23 protein-coding genes are annotated in these 22,998 nt (G+C 39.4%); 15 read left to right on the plus strand and 8 right to left on the minus strand.

Features of this window, described 5'->3' with window-relative positions:
* The first annotated feature begins 13 nt into the window (after nt 1-13).
* From BSEPE_RS02615 to recJ, 3 genes are read left to right on the plus strand one after another with little or no spacing between them, the layout of a single operon-like run.
* Complete coding sequence (locus BSEPE_RS02615) at nt 14-2,323, plus strand: tetratricopeptide repeat protein (protein WP_066043727.1); 2,310 nt, start codon at nt 14-16, stop codon at nt 2,321-2,323.
* Entirely contained in the window at nt 2,320-3,303 is a 984-nt protein-coding gene (locus BSEPE_RS02620) for an NAD(P)/FAD-dependent oxidoreductase (RefSeq protein ID WP_066043730.1), read from the plus strand. The genes BSEPE_RS02615 and BSEPE_RS02620 overlap by 4 nt, the downstream gene beginning before the upstream one ends.
* The gene (gene recJ, locus BSEPE_RS02625; protein ID WP_066043733.1) at nt 3,297-4,985 is read left to right on the plus strand and encodes a single-stranded-DNA-specific exonuclease RecJ; all 1,689 of its coding nucleotides are present in this window, start codon (nt 3,297-3,299) and stop codon (nt 4,983-4,985) included. The genes BSEPE_RS02620 and recJ overlap by 7 nt, the downstream gene beginning before the upstream one ends.
* 48 nt (nt 4,986-5,033) lie before the next feature.
* On the opposite strand, the gene BSEPE_RS02630 is transcribed toward recJ, so the two are convergent.
* Entirely contained in the window at nt 5,034-6,029 is a 996-nt protein-coding gene (locus BSEPE_RS02630) for a hypothetical protein (RefSeq protein WP_066043735.1), read from the minus strand.
* A 206-nt stretch (nt 6,030-6,235) separates the two neighbouring features.
* On the opposite strand from BSEPE_RS02630, the gene thrS reads away from it, so the two are divergent.
* The 8 genes from thrS to BSEPE_RS02670 all read left to right on the plus strand — a co-directional run bounded on the left by thrS (nt 6,236) and on the right by BSEPE_RS02670 (nt 13,534).
* Nucleotides 6,236-8,128 carry a threonine--tRNA ligase gene (gene thrS / locus BSEPE_RS02635; protein WP_066043738.1) on the plus strand — a complete coding sequence of 631 codons (1,893 nt, stop codon included), beginning with the start codon at nt 6,236-6,238 and terminating at the stop codon, nt 8,126-8,128.
* Entirely contained in the window at nt 8,128-8,655 is a 528-nt protein-coding gene (gene infC / locus BSEPE_RS02640; RefSeq protein WP_157059370.1) for a translation initiation factor IF-3, read from the plus strand. Before thrS ends, infC begins: the two co-directional genes overlap by 1 nt.
* Before the next feature lie 75 nt (nt 8,656-8,730).
* Nucleotides 8,731-8,928, plus strand: coding sequence for a 50S ribosomal protein L35 (gene rpmI, locus BSEPE_RS02645; protein ID WP_066043746.1), 198 nt, complete (start codon nt 8,731-8,733; stop codon nt 8,926-8,928).
* Between the two features lie 19 nt (nt 8,929-8,947).
* Nucleotides 8,948-9,304: a 50S ribosomal protein L20 gene (rplT, locus tag BSEPE_RS02650; protein WP_066043750.1), complete on the plus strand. Its 357-nt coding sequence runs from the start codon at nt 8,948-8,950 to the stop codon at nt 9,302-9,304.
* 48 nt (nt 9,305-9,352) lie between these two features.
* Nucleotides 9,353-9,829, plus strand: coding sequence for an outer membrane lipoprotein (locus BSEPE_RS02655; protein WP_066043754.1), 477 nt, complete (start codon nt 9,353-9,355; stop codon nt 9,827-9,829).
* A gap of 13 nt (nt 9,830-9,842) precedes the next feature.
* On the plus strand, nt 9,843-10,853 hold the full coding sequence (pheS, locus tag BSEPE_RS02660; protein WP_408065666.1) for a phenylalanine--tRNA ligase subunit alpha: 1,011 nt from the start codon (nt 9,843-9,845) through the stop codon (nt 10,851-10,853).
* Between the two features lie 13 nt (nt 10,854-10,866).
* Complete coding sequence (gene pheT / locus BSEPE_RS02665; RefSeq protein WP_066043762.1) at nt 10,867-13,230, plus strand: phenylalanine--tRNA ligase subunit beta; 2,364 nt, start codon at nt 10,867-10,869, stop codon at nt 13,228-13,230.
* Between the two features lie 10 nt (nt 13,231-13,240).
* The gene (locus BSEPE_RS02670; RefSeq protein ID WP_066043765.1) at nt 13,241-13,534 is read left to right on the plus strand and encodes an integration host factor subunit alpha; all 294 of its coding nucleotides are present in this window, start codon (nt 13,241-13,243) and stop codon (nt 13,532-13,534) included.
* Here the strand turns inward: BSEPE_RS02670 and BSEPE_RS02675 are convergent.
* The gene (locus BSEPE_RS02675) at nt 13,521-13,991 is read right to left on the minus strand and encodes a hypothetical protein (RefSeq protein ID WP_066043768.1); all 471 of its coding nucleotides are present in this window, start codon (nt 13,989-13,991) and stop codon (nt 13,521-13,523) included. The genes BSEPE_RS02670 and BSEPE_RS02675 overlap by 14 nt on opposite strands.
* A gap of 95 nt (nt 13,992-14,086) precedes the next feature.
* Between BSEPE_RS02675 and BSEPE_RS02680 the strand changes: the two genes are divergently transcribed.
* Complete coding sequence (locus tag BSEPE_RS02680; RefSeq protein ID WP_066043771.1) at nt 14,087-14,824, plus strand: HesA/MoeB/ThiF family protein; 738 nt, start codon at nt 14,087-14,089, stop codon at nt 14,822-14,824.
* 63 nt (nt 14,825-14,887) lie between these two features.
* On the opposite strand, the gene guaB is transcribed toward BSEPE_RS02680, so the two are convergent.
* From guaB to BSEPE_RS02695, 3 genes are read right to left on the minus strand one after another with little or no spacing between them, the layout of a single operon-like run.
* Complete coding sequence (gene guaB, locus BSEPE_RS02685) at nt 14,888-16,348, minus strand: IMP dehydrogenase (RefSeq protein ID WP_066043774.1); 1,461 nt, start codon at nt 16,346-16,348, stop codon at nt 14,888-14,890.
* A gap of 1 nt (nt 16,349) precedes the next feature.
* On the minus strand, nt 16,350-17,009 hold the full coding sequence (locus BSEPE_RS02690) for a TIGR04211 family SH3 domain-containing protein (protein ID WP_066043777.1): 660 nt from the start codon (nt 17,007-17,009) through the stop codon (nt 16,350-16,352).
* The gene (locus BSEPE_RS02695) at nt 17,006-19,753 is read right to left on the minus strand and encodes a valine--tRNA ligase (RefSeq protein ID WP_066043779.1); all 2,748 of its coding nucleotides are present in this window, start codon (nt 19,751-19,753) and stop codon (nt 17,006-17,008) included. The genes BSEPE_RS02690 and BSEPE_RS02695 overlap by 4 nt, the downstream gene beginning before the upstream one ends.
* 66 nt (nt 19,754-19,819) lie before the next feature.
* Here BSEPE_RS02695 and BSEPE_RS02700 point away from each other — a divergent pair, with 66 nt between their 5' ends.
* From BSEPE_RS02700 to gloA, 3 genes are all read left to right on the plus strand, one after another.
* Nucleotides 19,820-20,092 (plus strand): GIY-YIG nuclease family protein, encoded by a 273-nt coding sequence (locus tag BSEPE_RS02700; protein WP_066043784.1) that lies wholly within the window; start codon nt 19,820-19,822, stop codon nt 20,090-20,092.
* 64 nt (nt 20,093-20,156) lie between these two features.
* Nucleotides 20,157-21,203: a Fic family protein gene (locus BSEPE_RS02705; protein WP_066043789.1), complete on the plus strand. Its 1,047-nt coding sequence runs from the start codon at nt 20,157-20,159 to the stop codon at nt 21,201-21,203.
* A 20-nt stretch (nt 21,204-21,223) separates the two neighbouring features.
* Nucleotides 21,224-21,604 (plus strand): lactoylglutathione lyase, encoded by a 381-nt coding sequence (gene gloA, locus BSEPE_RS02710; RefSeq protein ID WP_066046058.1) that lies wholly within the window; start codon nt 21,224-21,226, stop codon nt 21,602-21,604.
* Here the strand turns inward: gloA and recR are convergent, their stop codons facing one another.
* From recR to BSEPE_RS08120, 3 genes are read right to left on the minus strand one after another with little or no spacing between them, the layout of a single operon-like run.
* The gene (recR, locus tag BSEPE_RS02715) at nt 21,605-22,189 is read right to left on the minus strand and encodes a recombination mediator RecR (RefSeq protein WP_066043794.1); all 585 of its coding nucleotides are present in this window, start codon (nt 22,187-22,189) and stop codon (nt 21,605-21,607) included.
* Nucleotides 22,190-22,205: 16 nt separating this feature from the next.
* Entirely contained in the window at nt 22,206-22,529 is a 324-nt protein-coding gene (locus tag BSEPE_RS02720; protein WP_066043797.1) for a YbaB/EbfC family nucleoid-associated protein, read from the minus strand.
* Nucleotides 22,522-22,923: a DNA polymerase III subunit gamma/tau C-terminal domain-containing protein gene (locus BSEPE_RS08120; RefSeq protein ID WP_231893519.1), complete on the minus strand. Its 402-nt coding sequence runs from the start codon at nt 22,921-22,923 to the stop codon at nt 22,522-22,524. The genes BSEPE_RS02720 and BSEPE_RS08120 overlap by 8 nt, the downstream gene beginning before the upstream one ends.
* Nucleotides 22,924-22,998 lie beyond the last annotated feature (75 nt).

Raw genomic sequence — 22,998 nt, forward strand, 5'->3', positions numbered from 1 at the left:
GGAAACTGAATTTATGAGCATGCAAAAAGATCAAATTGCCGAGGCGCTTGTTAATGAATTTATTACACTTTGGAAAGAAGAGAGAGGGGTCGCTAAACAGAATTTAATTAAAAAGACTTACGAAGAGCTAGGGCTTCCAAAAATTATTATTCGCATAGCTATAAATTTATTAGAGGCGGCTATTAAATCTCACTTAGAGGACAATAAAAACGCACTTATTAAAAAGGCAAAGGATTACCCGTCTATTCAGCGTTTATTATGCTGGTTTTTAACAAAAATAAAAGGAGAGGTGCCAGCAGATAAATTGGATGACTTAAATACGAAAGATTTTTTTGACGCCTTGCAAGATTTAGAAAATAGTATTACTCAAAACCTTTCTTGGAATCCAATATTAACATTTGATACACCAACTAAAAACATTGAAGAGGATATTATTAAGCAACTACATGCCCACAATAAATACCATACCTATATTGGCAGAGAAAAAAGCAAAAACATATTGCAAACCTTTTTAGAACAAGACGCGGCGTTTTCATGGATGGGGATTGTTGGCGATGCAGGCAGTGGCAAGACGCGTTTTGCTCATGAATTTGGTCAAATTGCACAACAGCAATATTGGCGTGTTGGATTTTTAGGAAAAAGCAGTCTGCAATCTTTAGAACAATTACAGAACTGGCAACCTATTAGACCAACACTCATTTTTATTGATTACGCCAAAGATCATGTGGATGAGGTGCAGAGATTGCTCAACGCTTTAGCGACTAAATCATGGGATGATGGTGTGCTGGTGCGTTTAGTGTTGATTGATAGATCTGGCTTTAAAGTTACAGCGGATAACCAAATTGAAGATCATATAAACGCTCGGCGTTTTACCGATTTTAAAGGTCTGGTGGAGTCGGATAATTTAGTGTTAACTCCATTAGAAGATAACGATATTAGGAGGTTAATTAGGCAATTTGAAGGCATTAATGTTGAGCAAGTACTTAAAAAAGTTAAGCAGAAACACTATCAAGCAAAACCATTGTATATTTTGCTTTTGTGCATTCAAAAAGAACAAGGGGAGCAGGCAGACATAGAAGATATTTTGGCGCATTTACTCAAGAGACAAGGTCGATTGCCTTGGGACACTGAGAACGATGACAATGCTGTTGAAGTTTCGCAAGCCATTCAAATTGCCACCTTGTTTGGAGAATTTACATCTCAAGATTTTTCAGCTATTCAGGTTAATCCCACTGAAAATAGTAAGAAACAGAAAATTATGAAGGCCGCTGCTATCATCACCAAACAGGAAGACGACGTATTAAAACCTTTAGAGCCTGATTTACTAGGTGAGTATTTTGCACTCGCATTGATGGATTTTTTAAGCAAACAAGGCTTATCGCTTGACTCAACTTTATTTGAAAAAGACTTGAATTATTACGAGGCGTGTATTAAGCGTTGTCATGATGATTTTCCAGAAAAATTAAAGGCGTTGCGTAGCTACCTAATTGATCCATTGAAAGATGACACGGTAAAACAAGATATAGAAGCATATCTCGAGCCTAATGCGGATACATTATTTGAAAAGCATTTGAATGCTGTACTAACAAATAATTTTGAAGAAGCACGCAAAGTGTTTGAGCAATTAACAACCCTAGCCAAAGACTACCCCAACAATCAAGAGATGCAGTTAGCCCTTGCCAAGGCTGCGTTTAATTGGCTAAGTGGTTTAAATAAGAATCCAGCAGACTTTAAAGAAGCGCGCAAAGTGTTTGAGCAATTAACAACCCTAGCCAAAGACCACCCTAACAATCAAGAGATGCAGTTAGCCCTTGCCAAGGCTGCAGTTAATTGGCTAAGTGGTTTAAGTGAGAATCCTAAAGAAGCGCGCAAAGTGTTTGAGCAATCAACAACCCTAGCCAAAGACCACCCTAACAATCAAGAGATGCAGTTAGAACTTGCTAAGGCTGCAGTTAATTGGCTAAGTGGTTTAAGTGAGAATCCAGCAGACTTTAAAGAAGCGCGCAAAGTGTTTGAGCAATTAACAACCCTAGCCAAAGACCACTCTAACAATCAAGAGATGCAGTTAGAACTTGCCAAGGCTGCGTTTAATTGGTTAATTGATTTGTTGAATAATGATTCAACGGCATTTGTTAGTGAAATTAAGCAAACACAGCTAGTTTTACAGAATGTTTTACAGGGTTTAGTGCAACAAGTTGACTCTTTTAAGCCAGGATTTGCACAAGAAGTGTGGAATGTGTGTCGTTCTTTTGAGAAAATAGAGTCTCTTAAAGAAATCGTTAAAGCCCTGCAACGAGCTATTCAAGCGCATTTTTCATCATGAGTGATTGCATCATCATCGGCGGCGGTGTGATTGGAATGATGAGTGCACGCACTTTAGCGATGTCGGGGGCGAGTGTTAGATTGATTGACCAACGAGCCTGTGGTAAGGAATCTTCGTGGGCAGGGGGCGGCATTATCAGTCCGCTGTATCCGTGGATGTATAGCGATATGGTGAATGAATTGAGTATGGCATCCCAGGTAGTTTATGAGGAACTGTGTGCGACTTTACTTGAGGAAACGGGGATTGATACCGAGTATGTGCGTTCTGGGTTGCTGATGATGGATGAATACGACAGGTATGAGGCGATTGATTGGATGGCTGTGCATAAAGTACACGCTGAAAAACACCCTAAAGGGACACTGTTTACCGATGTAGCGCAGGTGCGTAATCCGCGATTGTTAAGGGCACTTAAGGCTGATATTTTAAAACGCGGTGTGGAAATTGTCGAATTTACCAAAGTCGATGAATTGATTGTTGAAAATAATACTGTGCTTGGTGTTAAGACTGAGAATAAAGCCTATTATGCGGATAATACCGTTATTTGTGGCGGCGCCTGGAGCTCTGAATTATTAGAGGCTAAAAACGAGATGTATCCCGTTAAGGGGCAGATGATTGTGATTCGCTCTAAACCTGACACGCTTGCGCATATTGTACTTGATAAAGGCAGGTATCTGATTCCAAGAAAAGATGGGCGTATTTTGATTGGCTCTACCACTGAAAATGTTGGTTTTGACAGAAGTTTGAGTGACGAAGTGGGACTTGAGTTGCTTAGATTTGCCACAGAGCGATTTCCAGAATTACAAGGCGCAAGTATTGAACATCATTGGTCGGGTTTTAGACCAGCGAGTAAATCGGGAGTAGTTATTAAAAAAGATGAAAAATTGGATGGTTTGTTTATCAATACTGGACATCTTCGTAATGGCTTAAATATGGCGCCTGAGAGCGCTAAAAGGATAGCTGAGTTGATAAAAAAATGTTAACACGAAAAATAGATGAGGCTTTATTTGAATCATATTCAGATGATATTCCTTTAATTCTAAAAAAAATTTACGCCGCTCGTGGTGTGGCAGAATCACAATTAACTTTATCCTTGGCTAAATTAATTACCCCCAATTTTGAGCAATTACCCGCTGCCAACACGATACTTACACAAGCTTTAAATGAACAAAAACGCATTTTAATTATTGGTGATTTTGACTGTGATGGTGCTACAGCATCAGTACTTGCTGTGAAATCTCTACGCTTAATGGGGGCAAAATATGCAGATTTTTTAGTGCCAAATCGCATCGAACACGGCTACGGACTTAGCCCTGAAATCGTTAAATTAGCCATTAAAGAAAAACAACCCGATTTGATTATCACTGTGGATAACGGCATCTCCAGTTTTGATGGGGTTGCATTGGCAAAAAAACAAGGTATCAAAGTTATTATTACCGACCATCATTTGCCCAGTGAATTCGTGCCAGAAGCCGATGCGATTATCAATCCGAATCTTAAAAATTGTGATTTTCCAAGTAAAAATTTAGCAGGAGTTGGCGTCTGTTTTTATTTATTTTCATCGCTAAAAACCCATTTACTAAAGCAAGATTATTTTACCAATAATAATATTCCAGTACCTGATTTACGCACTGTCTTAGATTTGGTTGCGCTCGGCACGGTGGCGGATGTCGTCAAGTTAGATCAAAATAACCGTATTTTAATTGCAGAGGGTATTCAGCGTATTCGTGGTAAATTATGTTCACCTGGTATTTTGGCATTGTTAGAAGTTTCCAATCGCAAAGCTGAAACCTTGCAGGCCTCTGACCTGGGTTTTTCCGTAGGGCCGAGGCTGAATGCCGCAGGGCGCTTGAGTGATATTTCTCGTGGCATAAAATGTTTGCTCACGGATGATATGAATGACGCAAGGCGTTATGCCAATGAACTTGAAGAATTTAATCAAACTCGTCGAGCCAAACAAGCTGATATGCAAGAAGAAGCACAAGCCATCATCGATGCGCAAGATGAGCAATCGGGAAAATTTGCTATCTGTCTATTTAGCGAAGAATGGCACGAAGGCATTGTTGGTATTGTCGCTGGTAAACTCAAAGAGGACTATCATTGTCCAGTTGCTGTTTTCGCTCAATCTGGCAACGATTTAAAAGGCTCAATCCGCTCTATTCCCAGTGTACATATTAAAGATTTACTAGATTTGGTTGATAGGAGGCACCCTGATTTAATCCTCAAGTTTGGCGGACACGCAATGGCAGCAGGACTTAGCATTAAGCCAGAGAATTTTGATAAATTCCAGCAAGAATTTTCAAATGCCATTCAATCCCACTTAAACAACGAAATCCCGAAAGTAGAATTACTCACCGACGGTAAACTTAATGCGTCTGATATCACACTTAAAAATGCACAATTAATTGCTGACTCTGGTCCGTGGGGGCAAGGCTTTGAAGAGCCTGTGTTTTTTGGTAATTTTGAAATCGTTGAACAAAGAGTGGTTGGCGAAAAACACCTAAAACTACGCCTAAAACCCACCAATGGCACCACCATCATCGACGCTATCGCATTTTTCCAATCCCCCCTTGAGAGTAAAAAATCAACCGTTGCTTATAAGTTATCTATTAACGAATGGCGCGGTAGTACTTCCCTGCAATTAATGGTTGAGCAAGTTAATTAAACGCTAAGATTGACGGTGTATGCGCGCACAAATACGGCGATTTCTATTTTAGCGTGCCAAATATGGTCTGATTGAATTGGGTAATAAACCTAATATAATCTTCCTACTTTGATGCCAATAGATTGATAATAAAAGCAACATGGTGCCGATTAATACACCAGTTAAAGCAAAATTATAGCCAATATCACCATAAATTTTTAGAATGTTTGAGATTGCATATAAAACATATATCAAAGAAGAAACCATAAAAGCACGCCTATCAATAGCGATAGACAATAAACTCATAAAAATGTATAAGACAACAACGCTGATTAAAACACCGATGCCTGAATCGCCATCTAGTAAACCAATCATTTTAAAAACAGGATGGATAATTAAGGGGGCCGAGACTAAATGCAGCCAAAAAGCAACATCAGATTTGTGTGTAACTCTGTCAATATCGGCATAATCCCAAAACATAGCCCACATAAAAGTCATCACCCCAAAAGTCAATATAATTGGCGTTAGATAATTTTCCGTTGCAGGAAAAATGGAAAGGATAAGTGCGATTAAAAATCCGATCAGCGAGACTGCGCCAACAGCAATGGTAATTGGCACTTTAAAACGCAACCAATGTAGATAAGCACCCAATGTTGACGAGGAAGCGGCAATGGCAAAGGCTATTTTATCGACAGTTGGAAATGACAGTAAATTGATACACAGGGAAAATATACCACCAATAAAAGCAATGAGTAGCACAATAGCGGGTAACGACATTTTTTTATTGCGGATAAAAATTTCACTCAGCCCCCATGCCAGTATTGGAAATGCAATATAACCACTGTTATCTTGCATGCTGTTTAGCCACCATCCTACGGAAAATAACAGTAACAAGCAGGCGATAACAACAAAAATATCGTTAAAACTACTGATTAACTTGAAATTCTCTTCGTCAACACGATTGGTATTTTTGCTGGCAGCGGTAAATTGTCTAAAATTGTCAACCGCTGATTGGTTAAAAATATCTTGTTTAATGGCGTCGTTTAAATCTTCTTCTGTGTACATAATTTTTTTTTGTAATTTAGTAAAATTATATACTTAATTTAGTTTCATATGACAACATAAAAGATTTACAAAATAATTTTGTGTTTATTACATTATTGTATCGAATTATATATTTGAATTGACACTCATGACGGTTGCGCACAGCGCGCATAAAATCTCAATAATAAGGTAAAATAGACTCTTTTTTATTTTTCCGAAATTTATTCATGCCGATTATCACTTTACCAGACGGAACGCAAAAATCTTTCGACCAAGCGGTTAGTGTCTTTGAGGTGGCTAAGTCGATTGGTTCGGGGTTAGCTAAGGCAACGCTTGCGGGTAAGGTCAATGATGAGTTGGTAGATGCGTCGCATATCATTGAGGCGGACAGTTCGTTGTCGATTATTACCGATAAAGATGCAGAGGGTTTAGAGGTTATTCGTCATTCGACGGCACATTTATTGGCACAAGCCACGCAAATGCTCTATCCAGAGGCGCAGGTGACGATTGGACCGGTGATTAATGACGGTTTCTTTTACGATTTTGCTTATAAAGATGGTTTCTCAGAGGCTGATTTAGCCAAGATTGAGAAAAATATGAATAAGCTGGTGAAACAAAACTTGAAAATTGAACGCTCTGAGATGTCACGAGATGAGGCAGTGGCGTTTTTTAAAGACAAAGGCGAGCATTATAAGGCGGAAATTATTGAGTCTATTCCAGCTGATCAGTCGTTGTCATTATATAAACAGGGCGATTTTATTGATTTGTGTCGTGGACCACATGTACCAAGCACGGCAAAATTAAAAGCCTTTAAATTAATGAAATTGGCAGGTGCTTATTGGCGCGGTGATTCTAATAATGAAATGTTACAACGCGTGTATGGCACGGCTTGGGCGAATAAAGAAGATTTGGCGACGCACTTGCACCGATTAGAAGAAGCAGAAAAGCGCGACCATCGTAAAATTGGAAAAACACAAGATTTATTTCACATGCAAGAAGAAGCGCCAGGTATGGTTTTTTGGCATGAGAAAGGCTGGACTTTGTATCAAATTGTTGAGCAGTATATGCGCGGCGTGTTTCGAGATAATGACTATAAGGAAGTACATACCCCGCAGTTGATTGACAGAAGTTTGTGGGAAAAATCGGGTCATTGGGATAAGTTTGGCGATGCGATGTTTACCACCAGTAGTGAGAATCGTGATTATGCAGTGAAGCCGATGAATTGCCCGGCGCATATTCAGATTTTTAATCAAGGTTTGAAGTCGTATCGTGATTTACCGTTGCGTCTGGCAGAGTTTGGCTCTTGTCATCGCAATGAGCCGTCTGGCACGCTACACGGTATTATGCGGGTGCGTAATTTTGTGCAAGATGACGGGCATATTTTTTGTAGTAATGAGCAAATTCAAGCGGAAGTATCAGACTTTATTGATTTAACTTTTAAAGTCTACGAGCATTTTGGCTTTGAAAATGTGGACCTTAAATTATCTACTCGTCCTGAAAAGCGTGTTGGTTCTGATGAAGTTTGGGATAGGGCGGAGGCAGCATTAGCAGAGGCCTTAGATGCGAAAGGCATTAAATGGGAATTGCAAGAAGGCGAGGGTGCATTTTATGGACCTAAAATTGAATTTGTGTTGAAGGATTGCCTGGATAGAGAGTGGCAGTGTGGTACTTTACAGGTTGATTTTTCAATGCCAGAGCGATTAGATGCATCGTTTATTGCCGAAGATGGTTCAAAGCAAACGCCAGTGATGTTGCATCGTGCAATCGTTGGTTCGCTAGAGCGATTTGTCGGTATTTTGATTGAACATTATGAGGGTGCATTTCCCGCTTGGTTGGCGCCTGTTCAGGCGGTTGTTTTGAATATTTCTGAAAAGCAGACCGATTTTACTGTTGAAATAGAGAAAAAATTAAAAAAACAAGGGCTTAGAGTGATTTCGGACTTGCGTAATGAGAAGATAGGCTTTAAAATACGCGAACATTCTATGCAACGATTCCCTTATTTATTGGTTATTGGTGATAGAGAAATGCAAAATAACGAAATTTCAGTACGCAAACGCGGTGGCGAAGACCTTGGGTCAATGTCAATTGAAGCGTTTGTTAAATTAGTAACAGAGGAATAATTATTAAAAAACCAAATAGAATACGAATTAATAACGATATTAAAGTTTCGAAAGTTCGTGTCATTGATAGTAAAGGCGAACAGGCTGGTGTATTAAGTACCAGTCAAGCATTAGAAATGGCAGTGGCTGCTAAACTTGATTTGGTTGAAGTATCACCGAATGCAGAGCCACCTGTTTGCAAAATAATGGATTTTGGTAAATATCGGTACGAGCAAAAGAAACAACTGAGTGACCAAAAAAGAAAACAAAAGAAAAACACCGTTAAAACCATTAAATATCGCCCGGGTACAGAAGAGGGTGATTACCAAATAAAAATGAGAAATTTGGTCAAGTTTTTAGATAATGGCGATAAGGTTAAAGTCAGTATTTGGTTCCGTGGACGCGAAATGCAGCACAGAGAATTAGGTATGGAAATGCTTGATAGAATTGAGAAAGATACAGAAGAATTTGCCAATGTAGAGCAAAAGGCAAAGATGGAGGGTCGCCAGCTAGGCATGATGCTGGCCCCCAAATCAAAGAAAAAATAAGCGCTGCTTATTTTAGTTGTTTAATCGTTACTTATTAAGGGTAACTTATATGTCCAAGAGGACAAGGAGAAAATTATGCCGAAGTTAAAAACCAATAGAGGCGCTGCAAAGCGCTTTAAAAAGACTGCCAGTGGTGGTTACAAATGTAAACACTCTCACCTGCGTCATATTTTGACCAAGAAGAGTACTTCTAGAAAGCGTAGCTTGCGTTCACCAGACATGGTCGAGAAAGTCGATGTCCCAATGGTTCGCAAAATGTTACCGTATAGTTAATCAATAGGAGTATAAGAAAATGGCAAGAGTATCAAGAGGTGTGCAAGCGCACGCAAAACATAAGAAAATTTTAAAGAAAGCCAAAGGCTACTACGGCGCTAGATCAAAAGTCTATCGTGTTGCTAAGCAAGCGGTTATCAAAGCAGGTCAATATGCGTATCGTGACCGTCGTCAAAAGCGTCGTCAGTTTCGTAGGTTGTGGATTGTTCGTATTAACGCTGAAGCGCGTAACAATGGTTTAAGCTATTCAAGAATGATTGACGGTCTGAATAAAGCAGGTATTGAAATTGACCGCAAAGTTTTATCAGATATAGCAATTTTTGACAAAGCAGCGTTCGCACAGATTGCAGAGCAAGCGAAAGTAGCTTTGGCATAAATAATGTTAGAATAGAACTTTAGATAATAAGAAAAAAGGAGCAGGCGTATGAAAAATAAGGTTATTTTATTAATGTTAGTTGTATTTTTGACATCTTGTCAATCTTCAACAAATCGTTTTACGCAAGATGAGAGGGGTGCAAATACTTATTCTTCTACTGAAACTGGTCAATTATCTAGCGTATTGGAAGGCAATATTATTTCTATTAAGCAAGTTCGATTATCAGGTTCTAAAGGTATGGGTTCTGGTATTGGCACAGCGTTAGGGGCTGTAACTGGCGCTAGTGTAGTCGGTAGTGATGATAGTGATAAGGCCGCAGGCGCCATTATTGGTGGTTTGTTGGGTGCAATGGCAGGTAGAGCAATTGAGGAAAACGCCACGGCTGACACTGGATTTGAATTTTTAGTTAAATTAAGTAGTGATGTAATCAAAGCTTTTGTACAAAAATCTAAGCAAGGATTGAGAGTTGGTGATCAGGTGTATGTACTTTATGGTAATGGCACAGCGCGTTTAACGCGTAAATAATTGACTCACAGTGATAGATGATATCCTCAGTAGAGCAAAAGACTCTATTGAAAAAGCACAAAGTTTAGGTGAACTTGAGGATTTAAGAGTTGCATTCTTAGGTAAGAAAGGTGAACTGACGGCTCTTCTTAAAGGACTTGGGCAGTTGAGTGCGCAGGAGCGTCCAAAAATGGGTGGGGTGATTAATCAAGCCAAAGGCGTTGTGCAAGATTTACTCACCCAGCGCAAAAATAACTTGGAAACAATTGAGTTAGAAAAGCGTTTATTGAGTGAAAAAATAGATGTCTCTCTGCCGGGTCGTAACGCTGAAATGGGTGGGTTGCATCCAGTCACTACCACCCTCAAACGCATTCAATCACTATTTGCAAAGAACGGTTTTGAAGTGGAAACAGGTCCTGAGATTGAGGATGATTTTCACAACTTTACTGCGCTTAACATCCCTGAGCACCATCCTGCACGGGCGATGCACGATACTTTCTATTTTGACGAAGGCTCCGTGTTGAGAACACATACCTCGCCTGTGCAAATCCGTACTATGGAAAATCAAAAACCACCCCTGCGTATCATTGCGCCGGGTAAGGTATATCGTTGTGATTCAGATATTACCCATACGCCGATGTTTCATCAGGTGGAAGGTTTGATTGTTGATAAAAATGCAAACTTTGCACAATTAAAAGGCTTATTAATTGATTTCTTGCGTGCTTACTTCGAAAAAGAAGATTTAAAAGTGCGTTTTCGTCCTTCGTATTTTCCCTTTACTGAACCTTCTGCAGAAGCAGATATTGAATGCGTTATTTGTGGTGGTGAAGGTTGTCGAGTTTGTAAAAAAACAGGTTGGTTAGAAGTGTTAGGCTGTGGGGTTGTTCATCCGAATGTTTTGAATTCAGTCAAGATTGACCCTGAAGAATATACAGGATTGGCTTTCGGTATGGGTGTTGAGCGTTTGGCAATGTTGCGTTATGGCGTGAATGATTTGCGTCTTTTCTTTGAAAATGACATTCGTTTTTTACGACAGTTCAAGTAGGGTAGATTAGTAAATGAATATTTCAACAACATGGTTGCGTGAGTGGGTTAACCCAGAAGTGAGTGATAAAGTGCTTGCTGAGCAGTTAACAATGGCAGGCTTGGAAGTGGATGGTATTGCACCAGTTGCACCATATTTTGAAAAAGTGGTTGTTGGTTTCGTGGTATCTTGCGAAAAGCACCCCGATGCAGATAAGTTGAGTTTGTGTCAGGTGGATGTTGGCGAGCGTGAAAACTTGCAAATTATTTGCGGTGCGAAGAATATTCGTGCGGATTTAAAGGTGATTGTTGCGACAGTTGGTGCGGTGTTGCCGAATGGTTTGAAAATCAAGAAAGCAAAACTGCGTGGCGTTGAGTCATTCGGTATGATTTGCTCAGAGTCTGAACTAGGCATGGCAGAAGATTCAGATGGTATCAGTGAATTGGATGCTGACGCACCCATTGGTAAAGATATTAGAGAATACTTAGATTTAGATGATAATATCATTGAGTTAGACATTACGCCTAATCGTGGTGATTGTTTCTCAGTATTAGGTGTGGCGCGTGAAGTCAGTGCGAATTATTCAGTCGATTTTGAATTACCAAGTTTTTCTGTTGCGTCAAATGGCGTATCAAAAATCACCACTAAAGTAAGCAATACCACTTCTTGTTCGAAATACTTAACCAGAAGTGTTACAGGTATCGATAATACGGTTAAAACGCCACAGTGGATAGTTGATAAACTCATGCGCTCTGGTCAAGCAGCTCATTCGCCAGTAGTTGATATTACTAACTTTGTTTTATTGGAGTTGGGTCAGCCAATGCATGCCTTTGATATGGCAAAAATCAGCGGTAGCATTGAAGTTAGAAATGCTAAATCAGGCGAAAAAATTGAATTGCTAAATGAAACCACGGTTGAACTAAAAGAGGATACTTTAGTGATTGCTGATAATAAATCAGTGCTTGCGATTGCGGGTGTAATGGGTGGTATGGATAGTTCTACACAATCTAATAGTACAGATATTTTATTAGAAAGTGCATTTTTTGAGCCAGTATCAATTGCAGGAAAGGCAAGGAATTATGGTTTGCACACTGAATCATCATTGCGTTTTGAGCGTGGTGTGGATTTCGCTATTACTGAAATAGCAATGGACCGTGCTACACAATTGATTGTTGAAATCTGCGGTGGGCAGGCGAGTGATACAAGTCATTGTATTGACGCTTCTGCACTGCCAGAGTTGTCAGAGATTAACATTACACAAGAGAAGATTCAGAAAATTTTAGGTTTTGAATTAGACAGGGATTGGATTACTGAAAAATTCCAAAGTTTGGGCTTTGAAATCAGTGAGAAAACAGAGAATTCATGGCGCATTATTCCGCCAAGTTTTAGATTTGATATTCGCATTGCTGCGGATTTAATTGAAGAATTAGCAAGATTGTATGGCTATGATAAGTTACCAGTACAAAAGTTATCGTTAGATGCAAATATTAGCGTAGTGGCAGAAGCGCAGATTGATAAATATGTCATCATGCAATCTTTGGTAGCGCGCGGTTATCAAGAAGTGATTACTTATAGCTTTGTTTCAGAAAAATACCATGATTTAATTGATGCGAGCGCCAATAAGATTATGTTGTCCAATCCAATTTCAGCAGAACTTTCTACCATGCGTTCGTCGTTGTGGGCAGGCTTGCTACAGACGCTTGAGTCCAATCAAAGACGCGGACATAATGACGCAAGATTTTTTGAAATTGGCTTATGTTTTGAAGGCGTTGAAGCCAATAAGCAGTCCAATAAATTAGCGGGCATTGTTACTGGAAATCGTTTTGATGCACAATGGTCAGGTGAATCAGCCCCAGTGGATTTCTTTGACGCTAAGGCAGATTTAGAGTCATTACTTGAGATGACAGGCGCCAAGTTTTCTTTTGAAGCCGGCGAACATTCAGCCTTGCAAAAAGGACAAACAGCCAAGATAATATTAAATGGCGAGCAAGTTGGTTGGATTGGCGCTTTATCGCCAATCGTGGCAAAGGAATTATCGCTTTCTAAATGTTATTTATTTGAGATTAATTTAGACGCTATACTGACGAGGAAAGTTGCCAAATATAAAGCTTTCTCACAATATCAGCAAGCACAAAGAGACATCGCCTTAACATTAGATGAATCAATCCCTGTGTCTGAATTAGTGGATGCAATTAAAGCGTTAAAACAACCTAACTTTGTTAGTGTAAATTTATTCGACCTTTACGCAGGCGAAAACATTGAAATAGGTAAGAAAAGCGTTGCTTTTAATTTAACCTACCAGTCGCTTGAAGTAACTTTAAGTGATGAAGAAGTTAATACCAAGGTTAATGAAGTGTTAACTTTGATGAATGATAAATTTTCAGCCGTTCAAAGATAAGGAGGGAATAATGTCCATTACTAAAAAAGATATTTCTGATATGCTGGTTAAGAAAATTGGCATTACCCACGCTCAAGCGTTGTCAATGACAAATAATTTCTTTGATACAATTAAAGACACGCTTGCCAAAGGCGAAGATGTGAAATTATCGGGTTTTGGTAATTTTGTCGTCAGAAATAAAGTTGCCAGGCCAGGTAGAAACCTAAAAACGGGCGAACCTGTTATGATTTGTGCAAGAACAGTGGCAACCTTTAAAGCAGGCGTTAAGCTAAAAAAAGCAACCCAGTTAATTACTCAGAAATAGCCGACATAAAACCTTTTAAAATAGGCATTATTTTATCAACCATTTCTTGCTCTTTTTCGGTGCTTCTAACTTGATCATCTAAACGCTTATCTGTATCTTTTAAGGTCACTTGATAATCATTATCAAATTCAAACGCGATAAAGTAAAAACCTTTGCCTTTACTTCTGGTTGAGTGAATCGCTAAGAAATCAGTCTCCCAAGAGAATTCTGCTTGATAAACTGCCGAAGAATCTGTGGTGTCTTTTTGCACTAAAATAACTGTTTCACCAAAGCTAAATACAAATCGTTCTGCGCCACATGCAGATGCGGGCTTAGTGGTTAACTCGCCACTATTCAGCGCATCGGCAATTTGTTTTAACTGCGGAGCAGTAAGTTGAATGTATTTAGAATCTAAGTAATCATTAATATTGCTATCTGGATAGTTATTTTTTAAGAATTTAACAAGTTTAGTAATCATAATTTTGATTTTTCGTAAAAAAGTGGATATTATCCCATCGATAGCGACCAATAACCCTTACTTTTGAATGAGGTAGACAGTATAATTTTTAACTTATGAATGATGAAGATTTATTGAGATATTCTCGGCAAATTATGCTGCCAGAAATTGATATAGAAGGGCAAAAAACCCTGTTAGATACCACGATATTATTAATCGGTATCGGTGGCTTAGGCTCGCCAAGTGCTCTTTATCTCGCCGCTGCTGGTATCGGACATCTTATTTTGGCAGACTTTGACCAAGTAGAGCTGTCTAATTTACAGCGACAAATCATCCACAGTACAGACGACATCGGTAAAGATAAAGTAACTTCCGCCAAAGAAACTCTATTAACTATCAACCCTAATATCAAAATCACCACGCTTACCAATCTAAGTGAAGACAATATTGATGAATGGGTGCAAAAGGCCAACATTGTCCTTGATGGTACTGACAATTTTGACACTCGTTTCAAAATCAATCAATCCTGCGTTATCAATAAAACCCCTTTGGTCTCAGCTGCTGTCATCCGTTTTGAGGGTCAACTCTCCGTCTTTAAAGGTTACGAAAAAAATCAACCCTGTTATCAATGCCTTTATCCAGCTACTAATAATAGTGATGAAAACTGCGTTGACAATGGCATTCTCGCGCCTGTCGCTGGCATGCTCGGCACCATGCAAGCCTTGCAAGCTTTAAAAGTTATTTTAAATTTAGGTGAGCAACTCACCGGAAAGCTAATGATTGTTAATGCCTTAGATATGACTTTTCGAACCCTTACTCTAAATAAAGACAGCAATTGCCCAATCTGTAAATAGTCAACCTTTAAAAACCAAAATCACATGACAAGGTTTAACCTTGTAAAAAATAAAGCAAAGAAATTATTGATGGTAATTTGGCGCTTCTTTGGTGATAGACACATCGTGAACATGCGACTCGGTCATACCAGCAGTGGTAACTTGCACAAAAACCGCATCTGTACGCATTTTGTCCAATGTCTCACAACCTGTATAACCCATTGAGGATCTAACACCCCCCACCATTTGATGAATGATAGGGCGAATGGACCCTTTGAAGGGGACGCGACCTTCGATACCCTCTGGCACTAATTTATCAGCCTTAGAATCAGATTGAAAATATCTATCAGATGAGCCATGTGATTGGTTCATTGCACCGATTGAACCCATGCCGCGGTAAGATTTGTAGGCACGACCTTGGTAGAGCTCTACTTCACCTGGGGACTCTTCTGTGCCTGCTAACATTGAACCGAGCATAACGCAATAGGCACCTGCGGCAAAGGCTTTGGCAATGTCGCCTGAATAGCGAATACCACCGTCGGCAATCAACGGAATACCTGTGCCTTTTAAAGCTTCGGCAACATCGGAAATTGCGGTGATTTGTGGCACACCAACACCAGCAACGATACGCGTGGTGCAAATGCTACCTGGACCGATGCCAACTTTTACACAGTCTGCACCTGCTTTAACCAAATCTAATGCGGCGCTACCGGTGGCAATGTTGCCAGCGATTATGTTAAGATTTGGATGCTTAGCTTTGGTCTTTTTAACACGCTCAAGTACCCCTTGTGAATGCCCGTGAGCGGTATCGATAACAATCACATCGACACCCGCTGCAACCAATGCATCAATGCGTTCGCCTGTGCCAGTAGCAACGCCAACGGCAGCACCAACGCGCAATTGTTCTTGATCATCTTTACAGGCATTCGGGAAATCGGTTGAATTTTGAATATCACGCACAGTAATCATACCGCGCAATTCAAAATTATCACCAGTGATAACCACGCGTTCAATGCGGTGTTCGTGTAATAACGCACGGACTTCACTCATTGCAGTGCCTTCTTTGACGGTAATTAATTTGTCTTGTGGCGTCATCACGCTTTTAACTGAACTGTCAAAATTTGTTTCAAAGCGCACATCACGACTTGTTACCATGCCAACAATTGTTTTGCCATCCATTACGGGTAATGCTGAAATCTTGTATTGCTGTTGTTTGTCGCACACATCTTTAATGCTTGACTTGGTGTCAATCGTTACAGGATCTCTAATAATGCCAGACTCAAATCGTTTAACTTTATTGACTTTTGCCGCTTGCTCTGCAACCGACATATTTTTATGAATGATACCAATACCGCCTTCTTGCGCCATAGTGATGGCCAATTTTGCTTCGGTTACTGTGTCCATTGCTGCAGATAAAATTGGCGTGTTTAAAGTGATATTTTTGGTTAACTGTGTTTGTAAATCAACTTCTTTTGGCATTGTTGTTGAATGCGCAGGAACTAACAATACATCGTCAAAAGTGAGTGCAGTTTTTAGTAATTTCATTTTAAAATCTCCTTTGATTGTTTGTGCGTTTAGGAATAACAAAGCCTATCATAAAGCCAAAAAATAACACCAATGCACCAACAATAAACCAATTTCTAGAGCTGGAATCTTGGTCAATTGTGTTGTTATTTTTCAATAATTGTAATTTTGCCGTTAATTGCAGTACTTGGGCTTCGAGATTTTTATTCTTATACTCCAGTTTAAGTGCATTTTTATAAGTATCTTGAATGTGTTTTTTTTCTGATTCTAATTTGCCATTTTGAATAGATAAAATGGCATTTTCTTTTTTTAATCTGGCGATATCTTTTTCAAGTGTTTTATTTCTCTCATTTTGTTTAGAAAGTGAGCGTTGGCTGTTATTACTACTACGCTTTAGTTCTTCCAGTTGTACTATAGCAGGCACATTAGAGGTCAAATAACGAGAAATCATCCAACCTATTGTATTATCGTGTTTAACCTTGGTCCAACCTTTTTCAGTGGATAAAATCTCCAATTTTGTACCTGAATCCAATAACTTAATTAGGTTACTTGGGTTGTTTTGAATGATATTTTCAGAGCGCATCGGAATTGGCACCGTGTCGGTAACATACACAAACGAACTGGCATTTGTTATTGAATGCAGCGACAAAAGTGGCAAGAGTAAGAGATATTTTAGTTTCATAAGCTACCTATTTTTTCTAATTGTGTTGATAAGTCAGCGATGGTACCTTCAGTCGTTGCCAATCTCTCCCTTTCTGTGTTGACAATGACTTCTGGTGCGCTAGCAACAAATTTTTCATTGCTTAATTTACTTACAAACTGCACCTTTTGTTTTTCTAGTTTCTCAATTTCTTTGGTTAATCGTGCCACTTCTTGTTCTTTGTCAATTAATCCAGCTAATGGAATTAATATTTTCATTTCACCAACCAATGCAGTCGCTGATTCGGGCGCTTCATCTGTAGGGGAGAGTTTATCAATAGTTTTCATTTTTGACAAGGTGTTTAAGAGGATTGCATTCCTGTTTAAATAGACTTCATCAATTTTATTAAAGTCCTGTACAAAGCAATTTAATGGCTTGTTTGGTGGAATATTCATTTCTCCACGAATCTGACGAATGCCGAGAATAAAGGTTTTCAGCCATTTAATTTCTGTCTCAGATTGCTCTGAAATCAGCTGCTTATCTACTTCTGGATAGGATTGCGTCATCAGGCTTTTACTGTCTTTTCCAGCAATCGTATTACATTGCTCAAAAATAGCTTCGGTAATGAACGGAATAATTGGGTGTAATAGCGTTACTATTTCATTTAACACTTTAATCAAAGTCGCCTGCGTCCCTGCCTTAGTTGTTTCGTCCTCCAACAAAGGTTTGGACAATTCCAAATACCAACTGCAATAATCATCCCACACAAATTCATACAATTCTTGACTCATTAAGTCCAGGCGATAATCCCCCAAATGCTTAGTTACTTTAGCTTTGGTGTCTTGTAAACGCGACAAAATCCATTCGTCCGCCGTTGACAATTTTGCACGGGTATCAATAGACTCACCTTCCAATTTTATCAACACAAAACGCGATGCATTCCATAACTTATTGCAGAAATTACGATAGCCTTCCACGCGTTTAAGGTCAAATTTAATATCACGACCAAATGACGCCAACGCTGCAAAAGTGAAGCGCAATGCATCAGTACCAAAAGCGGGAATACCATCGGAAAACTCTTTCTTTGTTTGTTTTTTAATCTTCTCAGCCATTTTTGGCTGCATCATTCCCTGTGTTCTTTTTTCTAATAAGTCCTCGATAGAAATGCCGTCAATCAAGTCAATTGGGTCTAAAACATTACCCTTGGACTTCGACATTTTTTGCCCTTGTCCATCTTTGATTAAACCGGTAATATAAATGTCCTTAAACGGCACATCACCCGCAAATTTAAGCCCGAACATAATCATTCGTGCCACCCAAAAGAAGATAATATCAAAACCCGTGACTAAAACATCGGTAGGGTAGAAACGGGATAAATCAGGGGTTTTTTCTGGCCAGCCCAAGGTAGAAAACGGCCACAGCGCCGAAGAAAACCAAGTATCAAGTACATCATTATCTTGTCGCAACACCACGCCTTCACCTGCCTGTACCTGCGCTTCTTCAAGTGATTCTGCCACAAAGATATTACCTTTGTCGTCATACCAAGCAGGAATTCTGTGCCCCCACCAAATCTGACGAGAAATACACCAGTCTTCGATATTTTCCATCCAGTTGTAATAAGTTTTGTTCCAGTTTTCAGGAATAAAACGAATATCACCATTTTTTACAGCATCAATCGCAGGCTTTGCTAACGGTGCAACCTTTACAAACCATTGGTCGGTCATATAAGGTTCAATCACTGCATTGGTTCTATCGCCTCGTGGTACCATTAATTTATGCGGTTCAATTTTCTCTAGCAGCCCCTGCTCGTCCAAATCCTTAATCATCTGCTTACGCGCTACAAACCTATCCATGCCTGTATAAGCACTCTCAACTGTATCGTTGATTTTTGCATCATCCGTTAGGATATTAATCACATCTAAATTATGTCGTTGCCCCATTTCATAGTCATTGAAATCGTGTGCAGGTGTGATTTTTACACAACCCGTGCCGAATTCCATATCCACATAATCGTCAGAAATAATAGGTATTTTTCTATTTGTGAGTGGCAAATCAATCGTCTTGCCAATCAAATGTGCATAGCGTTCATCGTTAGGGTGTACTGCCACCGCACTATCGCCTAACATCGTCTCAGGACGCGTCGTCGCAACTACCATCATCTCATTAGAATCTGTAATTGGATAGCGCATATGCCACAAAGACCCCTGCTCTTCGGTGTTAATTACTTCTAAATCAGATACTGCCGTGTGTAACACAGGGTCCCAATTTACCAAGCGTTTGCCACGATAAATCAACCCCTCTTGGTGTAACTGTACGAACACTTTCTTTACCGCATCAGACAGTCCATCATCCATGGTAAAGCGTTCTTTTTCCCAATCAACCGATGCACCCATACGACGCATTTGTGAGGTAATTGTGCCACCCGATTGCGCTTTCCAGTCCCAAATTTTTTCAATAAACTTCTCACGCCCAACCTCATGACGGGTAATGTCCTGCGCCGCTAATTGTCGCTCCACCACCATCTGCGTTGCAATGCCCGCATGGTCAGTACCTGGTTGCCAAAGGGTTTGCTCACCCTTGCCACGATGATAGCGTGTTAATACATCCATAATGGTATGCTGAAAAGCATGTCCCATGTGTAAACTGCCCGTCACATTCGGTGGCGGCAGCATAATACAATAGGCGTTTTTACTGGTTGAATTTAAATCAGAAGAGAAAAGATTTTCCGCTTCCCAAATCGAACGATATTTACTTTCGATTTGTTTGGGATTGTAGGTTTTTTCCATTAACTTGTAAAGATGGATTAAACTGCGTTATTATACTATCAATTCAGCATAAATATACGATTTATAATGCCAGTCACAAATAAAAACAAACCCTGGTTCGTTTACCTTTTAAGATGTATTAATGGCACCCTCTATTGCGGCGTTACCAACGACATCGACAAGCGACTACGCCAACATAACGGTGAAATCAAAGGCGGTGCCAAATATACCCGTGCCAATGGCCCCTGCGAATTAGTCCATCAAGAACCCGCTAAAGACCGTAGCAGCGCTCAAAAGAGAGAATATGAAATCAAAGAAATGCCCCGTATTGAAAAAATGCGATTGGTTAATAAAACTTAGTTATTGGATATTATTGGATAAAATAGGATAAAATAAACAATTATTTATTCATAAATTTATCCAAATGGATTTAAAAACGCTCAATATTACACCAGAACTGCTAAATACCATTGCTGAACTTGATAAATTTAATGGCGGTTGGCAAGTGCAAAGTAACCTTAATCCTGAATTTTTAACACACCTGCGTCATGTTGCAACCATTGAAAGTATTGGTTCATCCACTCGCATTGAAGGTTCAAGGTTAACCGATAGTGAAATAGAATCCCTACTTAGCAAAGTCAAAAAACAATCTTTTACTCATAGAGATGAGCAAGAAGTTGCGGGTTATTCCGAAATAATGGAAACCGTATTCTCTAATTTTGAATATATTGAAATTAGTGAAAACTACATTAAACAATTGCATATTATCCTACTTAGACATTCAGACAAGGATGTTAGACACCGTGGTGAATATAAAAAACACACTAACAATGTCGAAGTTTTTAATGCGACTGGTGAAAGTTTAGGTATCGTTTTTGAAACAACATCTGCTTTTGACACGCCTCAAAAAATGCAAGAATTAATACACTGGACAAGAGAAGCCTTGTCAGACAAAAGTTACCATCCACTCATCGTCATTGCTATATTTAATGTTATGTTTTTAGCCATCCATCCTTTTCAAGATGGTAATGGTCGACTCTCTCGTGCCTTGGTATCTTTGTTAATGCTCAAATCGGGCTACGGATATATTCCATACAGCTCACTTGAAAGTGTTATCGAAAAAAATAAGGATGGCTATTATCTTGCCCTGCAAAGAACACAAAAAACACTCAAATCAACAATAGACTGGCTACCTTGGTTTAATTTCTTTTTTCGTTCATTGAAACGCCAAAAAGACCATTTAAAAGTCAAAACCGAAAATGTCGAAAAATACAGTCATCTGCCTCAAGAAAGTGTCCTCATTATGCAATACTTAGTAAAATATAATCGTATAACAATCACTGATGCCAGTGCCTTAATCACAACCATTTCCAGACCAAGTGTCAAAAATAGACTAAATGAATTGGTTAAATTGGGACTTATTATTCGTAACGGCAAAGCACGAGGCACTTGGTACAGTCTAGCAATTTAATATCACATCAAAAAAAAATTATGAGAATATTACATACTATGTTACGCGTTGGCAATTTGGATAAATCCATTGTTTTTTATACGCAAGTATTGGGGATGCGTTTGTTGAGGCAGAAGGAATATCCGCAAGGAAGATTTACCAATGCGTTTTTAGGCTATGGGCCTGAGACAAAAGAGTCAGCGCTGGAGTTGACTTATAATTGGGGTAAGAATGATTATGAGATTGGTACAGGATTTGGTCATATTGCCATTAATGTGAAAGATGTTTATCAAGCCACAGCTGCCGCAAAAGCAATGGGCGTTAAGATCACTCGGGAAGCTGGACCAATGAATGCAGGTGATACTATTGTGGCATTTTTGAAAGACCCTGATGGATATGAGATAGAGTTGTTGTCTAAGTAATTAATCGTAATCTTTTCTGCCTGATAGGGCGTGGGCAATGGTATTTATATCAGCGTATTCTAATTCACCGCCGATTGGGATACCGTGAGCAATGCGGGTGATGCGAATGTTGAATTGTTTACACATATTACTGATGTAATGAGCGGTAACTTCGCCTTCAATAGTAGCGTTGGTGGCGAGGATGATTTCTTCGACACTTTGGGTGCGGAGTTTTTGCTCTAATTCGTCCAAGCCTAATTCGGCAGCACCGATGCCGTCAATGGGGGACAGGTAGCCACTGAGAACGAAATATTTTCCTTTATAAGCGCCACTTTGTTCGATGGCGTGGATATCAGTGGGGGTTTCTACGATGCAGAGTTGGGTGCTGGTGCGGTTGTTATTGGTGCAGATGTTGCAGAGTTCTTTTTCGCTGAGGGTGCGACACGAGGCGCAGTGTTTGACATGTTCCATAGCATCCACTAAGGCTTTCGCGAGTTCAAAGCCGCCATTGCGGTCGCGTTCTAATAGATGATAGACGAAGCGTTGAGCAGTTTTTTTACCAACACCAGGTAAGGCGCAAAATGCTTGGTTTAGAGATTCAATCATTAAAAGTCTCTTTTTATTAAAAGGGTAAGCTCATGCCACCTGGGATTTTCATACCACCAGTTGCAGTTTTCATTTTGGCAGCGGAAGCATCGGCAATCTGTTGACTGGCATCATTGAAAGCTGTCAAAATCAAATCTTCCAACATATCTTTATCATCCATTACATTGTCGTTAATTTGAATATTAGTTGCTTGGTATTCGCCATTGATACTAACTTGCACACCACCACCTGCGGCTTTTCCTGTGGCAGTGAGTAATTTAATTTCCTCTTGTGCTTGTTTCATATTATCTTGCATTTGTTGGGCTTTTTTCATCATACCTGCCATTCCACCTTTAAACATTTCTTATCTCCTTTATTGAATTAATATCTACTTTTGCATTAAAAACTTGTTGTAATTTTTGCACCCCTTTATCGGCGAAGTAAGATTTTTGCAGGGTGTTCATTCTTTCATTTTCTACTTGCGTTTCTTTTTGTGCTAGGGTTTTGCCCGTGAGTTTGTTAAGGTTAATGTGTAATGTGATACCTTTGAAATTCGCCTGCAAAATGGCTTGAATAGAGTTTTGAATGGTGTTAGTGAGTAAACTGGAAAATTGCGCATCTAAACTTAGGGTTAGTAATTGCTTTTCGTTGCTTTTAAATAAGGTGTTTTTGAGTAACATCCGTGCAGGAATATTGAAATCAAGGGTTTTTACTAAAGTTTCCCATTTTGATTGAGAATTGACGGTAAATGGCATTTTTTCGATATTTTCAATCGTTTCTACAGGTTTTTCTGTATTTTTTTTCTGTTTTTTGGGTTTTTCTTCTATTTT

It is taken from the genome of endosymbiont of Bathymodiolus septemdierum str. Myojin knoll (assembly GCF_001547755.1).
Taxonomy (GTDB): Bacteria; Pseudomonadota; Gammaproteobacteria; order PS1; family Pseudothioglobaceae; genus Thiodubiliella.

Coding starts and splice junctions, on each gene's coding strand:
- BSEPE_RS02690 (WP_066043777.1), bottom strand. CDS start 17,009: ATGAAACTAAAATATCTCTTACTCTTGCCACTTTTGTCGCTGCATTCA.
- BSEPE_RS02615 (WP_066043727.1), top strand. CDS start 14: ATGAGCATGCAAAAAGATCAAATTGCCGAGGCGCTTGTTAATGAATTT.
- BSEPE_RS08120 (WP_231893519.1), bottom strand. CDS start 22,923: ATGCCATTTACCGTCAATTCTCAATCAAAATGGGAAACTTTAGTAAAA.
- BSEPE_RS02705 (WP_066043789.1), top strand. CDS start 20,157: ATGGATTTAAAAACGCTCAATATTACACCAGAACTGCTAAATACCATT.
- BSEPE_RS02675 (WP_066043768.1), bottom strand. CDS start 13,991: ATGATTACTAAACTTGTTAAATTCTTAAAAAATAACTATCCAGATAGC.
- BSEPE_RS02680 (WP_066043771.1), top strand. CDS start 14,087: ATGAATGATGAAGATTTATTGAGATATTCTCGGCAAATTATGCTGCCA.
- BSEPE_RS02670 (WP_066043765.1), top strand. CDS start 13,241: ATGTCCATTACTAAAAAAGATATTTCTGATATGCTGGTTAAGAAAATT.
- recJ (WP_066043733.1), top strand. CDS start 3,297: ATGTTAACACGAAAAATAGATGAGGCTTTATTTGAATCATATTCAGAT.
- BSEPE_RS02655 (WP_066043754.1), top strand. CDS start 9,353: ATGAAAAATAAGGTTATTTTATTAATGTTAGTTGTATTTTTGACATCT.
- BSEPE_RS02700 (WP_066043784.1), top strand. CDS start 19,820: ATGCCAGTCACAAATAAAAACAAACCCTGGTTCGTTTACCTTTTAAGA.
- thrS (WP_066043738.1), top strand. CDS start 6,236: ATGCCGATTATCACTTTACCAGACGGAACGCAAAAATCTTTCGACCAA.
- BSEPE_RS02720 (WP_066043797.1), bottom strand. CDS start 22,529: ATGTTTAAAGGTGGAATGGCAGGTATGATGAAAAAAGCCCAACAAATG.
- gloA (WP_066046058.1), top strand. CDS start 21,224: ATGAGAATATTACATACTATGTTACGCGTTGGCAATTTGGATAAATCC.
- BSEPE_RS02695 (WP_066043779.1), bottom strand. CDS start 19,753: ATGGAAAAAACCTACAATCCCAAACAAATCGAAAGTAAATATCGTTCG.
- guaB (WP_066043774.1), bottom strand. CDS start 16,348: ATGAAATTACTAAAAACTGCACTCACTTTTGACGATGTATTGTTAGTT.
- BSEPE_RS02620 (WP_066043730.1), top strand. CDS start 2,320: ATGAGTGATTGCATCATCATCGGCGGCGGTGTGATTGGAATGATGAGT.
- BSEPE_RS02630 (WP_066043735.1), bottom strand. CDS start 6,029: ATGTACACAGAAGAAGATTTAAACGACGCCATTAAACAAGATATTTTT.
- pheT (WP_066043762.1), top strand. CDS start 10,867: ATGAATATTTCAACAACATGGTTGCGTGAGTGGGTTAACCCAGAAGTG.
- rpmI (WP_066043746.1), top strand. CDS start 8,731: ATGCCGAAGTTAAAAACCAATAGAGGCGCTGCAAAGCGCTTTAAAAAG.
- rplT (WP_066043750.1), top strand. CDS start 8,948: ATGGCAAGAGTATCAAGAGGTGTGCAAGCGCACGCAAAACATAAGAAA.
- recR (WP_066043794.1), bottom strand. CDS start 22,189: ATGATTGAATCTCTAAACCAAGCATTTTGCGCCTTACCTGGTGTTGGT.